Here is a 5716-nt window from a genome sequence, read left to right as displayed (position 1 = left end):
GAAGAAATCAATCGGAAGTTCGCCCGGCATTTGCGAGTAACACATAACGCTTCAAGCAGGGGCCCGCGTTAGCGGGTCCCGGCGCGAAGCGCCCTTGCTGCCTTGCCTTGTTATGTGGCACGACGGATGCCCGATCGGAAAACCTGCATATTAGCCCTCATGCACAACCTCCTTGGCAACTGACAATTCGGTTGCGGACTCTGCCCAACCAAGATGTTGCATGTGACAACCCAACTTTGAACCACCAGGGAGTGGCGAAAGGCTGAGCCATAACACCGGGAGATGACGCTGGCAGCCGAGAGATAAAAAATGCCTGGGTAGCCAGCGAACGCATTTACTTAATCCCCACCTGCAACTACCACATAACGCTTCAAGCAGGGGCCGCCGTTAGGCGGTCCCGGCGCGAAGCGCCCATGCTGCCTTGACTTGTTATGTGGCACGACGGATGCCTGATTGGAAAACCTGCATATTAGCCCTCATGCACAACCTCCTTGGCAACTGACAATTCGGTTGCGGACTCTGCCCAACCAAGATATTGCATGTTCGAACCCAACTTTGAACCACCAGGGAGTGGCGAAAGGCTGAGCCATAACACCGGGAGATGACGCTGGCAGCCGAGAGATAAAAAATGCCTGGGTAGCCAGCGAACGCATCTATCTACTCACCACTTGCAACTACCACATAACGCCGCCAGCAGGGGCCGAAACACCAGAGCGAAGCGGCGGTTTTTTGGTCCCTCTGGCTGGCATTGTTAACTCTCATCTGGGTATAAGTCTTGAATCTTTTCTTCTAGGAATTCACCAAGTTCAGCATACCCATTAAGCATATTTGAGCACCATATTTTTCCGATGCCATCAACGACAATGTAATCGGACTGTAGTAACCAGGAATACCCAACATCGATCAAATTTTCCCAAGGTTCTTTTTTTCTCCCTACGAGGGGGCTCTTGTAGTAGATGAATTCCTCGTCGTAGGCGAAGTTGGTTAAAAATGCTTGATATGGAAAAAAGATTGCTCCTGCAATGAACCCGAAAGCAACTAAGAAGGCTGGTATCTCTTGGCCTTTGTAAGACTGAGACATCGCATAAACAACAAACATAGAGAAAGGAATTAATAAGCCGCAAAATATTTTGAAGGGCGTGCTGTAGGAAAGGACTTTTACTCCTTCCTTTACCTCACCCGAACCCTTCGTCATAGAAATCAACAGCCAAACAACAATCCCACCTGCGAGTCCACTAATAATCGGCCTTATCCAGTTAGCTAAATCTTCCATATTCTGCTCGTAGAGTTAACGCTTCAAGCAGGGGCCCGCGTTAGCGGGTCCCGGCGCGAAGCGCCCTTGCTGCCTTGACTTGTTAAGTGATTACCCATTTTTCTGTACTGAGACCTTCAGTGGCTCGGCCCCTTTGTGAAGCATATTTGGATCTGGGCCTCGCGCTACTATTTGGGCCATTCTTTCTTTTGCTTCGTTATGCGCGCCAGACCAAAGAGAACTTTTGCCAGTGAAATGTGCCTTTAGCATCAACCAAATTGCTTTAGTGGTGCTGTAGCCGAATACGTCCTTTATAACCCCAGTTACGTAATCTACGCCATTTATAGGGTCGTTATACAACACAACCGAAAATGTACCTGGCTCATCAAGTTGAAAAAGTTCTTTGAGCTTCTTATCAATGTCTAGTTTTGAAGCACTATCGAGTTCTTTATCTAATTCGAAGTACATAGGTTGCATCGCTGCGAAGCTCACTTAACGCTTCAAGCAGGGGCCCGCGTTAGCGGGTCCCGGCGCGAAGCGCCCTTGCTGCCTTGACTTGTTAGGAGGATTATTAACCAAGGATATTGCCATTGAAGTCCTTTAGACGATGTTGTTTTGATTTTGTGAAGTTATTAAATAGCGTATCTAGTGGGTTAGAGATTGGTGCTATCCCTGTGGCCTTAGAAATAAGGCTTGCTGCATTAGCCATATCATCTCTCTCGTCATCGTCTGCATCGGCAATTTCTTCCGGTAGGTCGCTTTCAACCCGGGCGACATAGTCCTTCATCTGCTCAATAGTAAGAGATGAGTCAGCAGCCGCTTCCCAGGCTGCTAATGGAAGGCTAATAATTATTTGGATGCACTGTTGCAATGAATTTGCGAAATAGCAAAATTCTCCCTCAGCGGATACAAAGAAGATAGGTGATACATTCTCTGTTTTAAGTGCAAAAAGAGTACTTCCTGTTGGATACATTCCTATAACTTTGGTTTTCCTTCGTGTTTTCCTAGAAAGAATTTTGTACGCACTGCCTTCTTCACCGATGTATAGGTCATAGAACTCAAGCAAATATATAAGCTTATCTGCCTTGAGTTTTTTAAATAGTTGCTTCGACTCTGCATCGAGTTTGCTGAGCACGAATCCTCCTAACGCTGAGCGGCAGCGGGCGCGCGGTACGCGCGTCCGGCGACCGAAGGGAGCGAACTGCCCGCACTTGTTATTTTGTGAGGTTCGGCAAAAGTGGCCCCTTTCAGCAACTGGGCCAGAGAGTTGGGCAAGACGAAAGAACACACTACTCCGGCGTAGCTAAAGTGAGCCGAACGATCGAAGATTTTTGACATATATGTCCCCTTCATCGGACGTCTTGAAACCTCTGAGTGGCGCCGAAGCATAGTGGCCGCGATGCAAAATAACGCTTCAAGCAGGGGCCCGCGTTAGCGGGTCCCGGCGCGAAGCGCCCTTGCTGCCTTGACTTGTTAAATGTACTACTCTGCATGCGAGAGCCTACCCTCTTGAAATACGAATACATTCATGCCAATTTTCAATTTGTTCTCATCTTCAACAATGAAGCCTTCCGGATAGACCTGCCTTAGCAAGAAAAGAAAGTCTTCTTGGGAGTACTCACTACCTCCTCGCACAATCAGTTCTCCAAGAACTTCATTCTTTCGCTGCAGATCATCAAATCCCTGTTCCATGTAGTGGATCGAGACCGCCTGATCGATTACTCCATAGAGTAGGACGATCACCAAAACAGAAAGGATTGGACAGCTGGCTAAGAATGCGAATTTCCAGCGGTTCATGACACGCTCATTTAACGCTTCAGGCTGCGGACCGCGTTAGCGGGTCCGTAGCCCTGACTTGTTAGGCCTAGCGAACTCTCCATCTAGAACACTCCAGCAAGAATAGCTGCAAAGAGATCTATCAAGAGAGCCGAAACTACAACAGCACGAACGATTTTCAGCTTATTCTTTCCTTCATCATCAAACCACTCAGGTAGAACTAACCAAATTGGAAGCAGAGCGAAACTCCAACCTTTGCCAGGCATGATATATCGGTACATTGTTCCAAGCGCCCACAACCAAACCATTGCAAATGAGAGATGGGCTGCAACGAGTATTTTATAACTCAAATCCATCTATTTAGTAGAAGCCGGCCTAACGCTTCAAGCAGGGGCGCGCGTTAGCGCGTCCCGGCGCGGAGCGCCCTTGCTGCCTTGACTTGTTACATGGCGAGGACCGGCAGTGGAAGCCCCTTGTTTCTGCAGTCGGAACAGAGATTTAGGGACGACAAAAGAACTGCCGAACTTTGCGTATCTAACGTGGGCCAATGCATCGATGATTTTTGACATACTCAACCCCTTCATAGGACTCAGTAGATACCGTGAGTAGTACCGGAGCAATTTAGCCTCAAGGCCATGTAACGCTTCAAGCAGGGGCCCGCGTTAGCGGGTTTGCTGCCTTGACTTGTTAGGGGTCAGTCGCATCGATGAAAACAACATTCCCCGATGAGAGTTCAGCAACATCACTCATGCTCGAATCTTCCGCTGATCTAATCTCGTCGCTCGAAAAGAAGATTTCTATCTTTTCACTAGTTGATCCTAGCTCGGCCAGTTCAGCCGCAATCTTCGCGGCGTACCTCGACGGTCTACCAGAGCACTCTTCATCCAATTCAATATTGTCTAGGAATTCACGTCCAGAAGTTGTAACTGAAATCCTTGATCCCTGTATTGTTATGAATCCGAGGTTAGTAAGCTTTGTACAAGCGTGATTTACCTCCCTATAGTTTGGCATAGCCTTATTGATGTAGTTAGCAGTCCCAATTACATCATTTAGTCCAACTTCAGCATCTTCTTCTTGTGCGTTACGAATAGCTAAGAATAACCAGCCATCACCAAATTCGTCGTCGTAGCCCATTGGTTCGCTACCCCCTAACGCTTCAAGCAGGGTGCCTTGACTTGTTATAGCGCATTTACACGCCCCCTATTTCACCGAATATCCTCACTAACTGAGGAATATTGATACAAATCTCTTGAGGGTCTAAATCTAGAGTGATGTCTAAGCTACAGCCAGAATTTAACTCACCAGAATCATTGCAAGCGTGTATCACTACTGCATATGACCCATTCGAATATTTTGATGTGAAGTAGAGTTCCTGGCATAGAGAACGCCAATGTAGCTCTTCTTTCTTTCCTTCTGAGAGAGATCTAAAGAAAGCCAGCGGTGTATCTGAACCTTCAAAAGAAACCTCATGGGAAAATTTGAATCTGTCACTCGTAATTTCGAATACAAATGATTTCAGGGTCAACGACTCGGCTGAATATTCCCAGTTTCTCGGTTCTTGAAAGTCAAGGGCTACGTTTGCAAGTAGGACCATGCTCATGCGCTATAACGCTTCAAGCAGGGGCGTTAGCGGGTCCCGGCGCGAAGCGCCCATGCTGCCTTGACTTGTTAGGTTGCATTGCGAGAACTCCAATTCCCGAAGCAGCAAACGCCTATGCCCAACAACCCGCCGGCTACGGCTCCGCTAGCAAAAACAATAAGTCCGTTTCTCTGGCCGTACCGGGCAGCGCCCACGACATGTGCCCGAGCACCAGCCGAGGATGGATCATCGTCGCCCGTTTTATACATGTATGAAAGAAGACTCTTTTCTTCGAAAACTGCTGCAATATATTCGATGTGTAATAGTCCGACTGCCGCCGATATGACGACAGATACAATCATCGCTATCATTTTCATCTTTATCGTCGCGAACACGCCCAGCAACCTAACGCTTCAGGCTGCGGACCGCGTTAGCGGGTCCGTAGCCCTGACTTGTTATGCGCAGCGCGCTATCTCGGCGTGTATTCATAGTTTTCTATTTGCAGCAAACCCAAGCGATGAAACTCACGGAGATATCCGCGATTGCCTATTTGATCTTTGCCGTGCCTGGCTAATCCAACTTCATCGAGAGCACTCACACATTCATCCTCAGCACATCCCCCGTATCCCCTCACAATTCTCCAAGCTATCGCTTTTTTCGAGCCCGGTCGAAATGGGTTCTCATTGGGTTTAAGGATTTTGATCATTCGCTGAATGTTCCACCGGGCGCATAACGCTTCAAGCAGGGGCCCGCGTTAGCGGGTCCCGGCGCGGAGCGCCCTTGCTGCCTTGACTTGTTACTGGGCGCGGCGAAAGATTTTTCACCGAAGCAAGAGATGACCCTGCCGCCAGGAAGCCCGAAAGTGGATGCTGCAATAGTGATGTGCCGAAAGTATCGTCGCAGACTGGTGTAGAGCTGCATGTTCATTCCTTTGATGCCGACGATCATCATTCCATTGGAAACCTATTAGCCTACCGAACTCAAACGCCCCGGTAACTCTTCAAGCAGGGGCCCGCGTTAGCGGGTCCCGGAGCAAAGCGCCCTTGCTGCCTTGCCTTGTTATGTGCTTACTCATGCCATAAACAGCACACCTACAATAAGAATCACTC

At 48.5% G+C, this 5716-nt stretch carries 6 protein-coding genes; all 6 read right to left on the bottom strand.

Annotated features, from left to right (window positions below; all coding sequences use genetic code 11):
• Positions 1-751: 751 nt before the first annotated feature.
• Positions 752-1273: a hypothetical protein gene (locus tag E4634_RS20870; RefSeq protein WP_135446627.1), complete on the bottom strand. Its 522-nt coding sequence runs from the start codon at positions 1271-1273 to the stop codon at positions 752-754.
• A gap of 90 nt (positions 1274-1363) precedes the next feature.
• On the bottom strand, positions 1364-1744 hold the full coding sequence (locus tag E4634_RS20865; protein WP_135446626.1) for an ATP-dependent Clp protease adaptor ClpS: 381 nt from the start codon (positions 1742-1744) through the stop codon (positions 1364-1366).
• Between the two features lie 79 nt (positions 1745-1823).
• The gene (locus E4634_RS20860; RefSeq protein WP_135446625.1) at positions 1824-2387 is read right to left on the bottom strand and encodes a hypothetical protein; all 564 of its coding nucleotides are present in this window, start codon (positions 2385-2387) and stop codon (positions 1824-1826) included.
• A gap of 347 nt (positions 2388-2734) precedes the next feature.
• Positions 2735-3049 carry a hypothetical protein gene (locus E4634_RS20855; protein WP_135446624.1) on the bottom strand — a complete coding sequence of 105 codons (315 nt, stop codon included), beginning with the start codon at positions 3047-3049 and terminating at the stop codon, positions 2735-2737.
• An 83-nt stretch (positions 3050-3132) separates the two neighbouring features.
• Positions 3133-3384: a hypothetical protein gene (locus E4634_RS21600; protein WP_167855019.1), complete on the bottom strand. Its 252-nt coding sequence runs from the start codon at positions 3382-3384 to the stop codon at positions 3133-3135.
• Positions 3385-3715: 331 nt separating this feature from the next.
• On the bottom strand, positions 3716-4162 hold the full coding sequence (locus E4634_RS20850) for a hypothetical protein (protein WP_135446623.1): 447 nt from the start codon (positions 4160-4162) through the stop codon (positions 3716-3718).
• Positions 4163-5716 lie beyond the last annotated feature (1554 nt).

It is taken from the genome of Mangrovimicrobium sediminis, from assembly GCF_004745945.1.
Classification (GTDB): domain Bacteria; phylum Pseudomonadota; class Gammaproteobacteria; order Pseudomonadales; family Halieaceae; genus Mangrovimicrobium; species Mangrovimicrobium sediminis.
The sequence above is the reverse complement of the archived record's forward strand: the minus strand, read 5'-3'. Positions and strand labels throughout refer to the sequence as shown.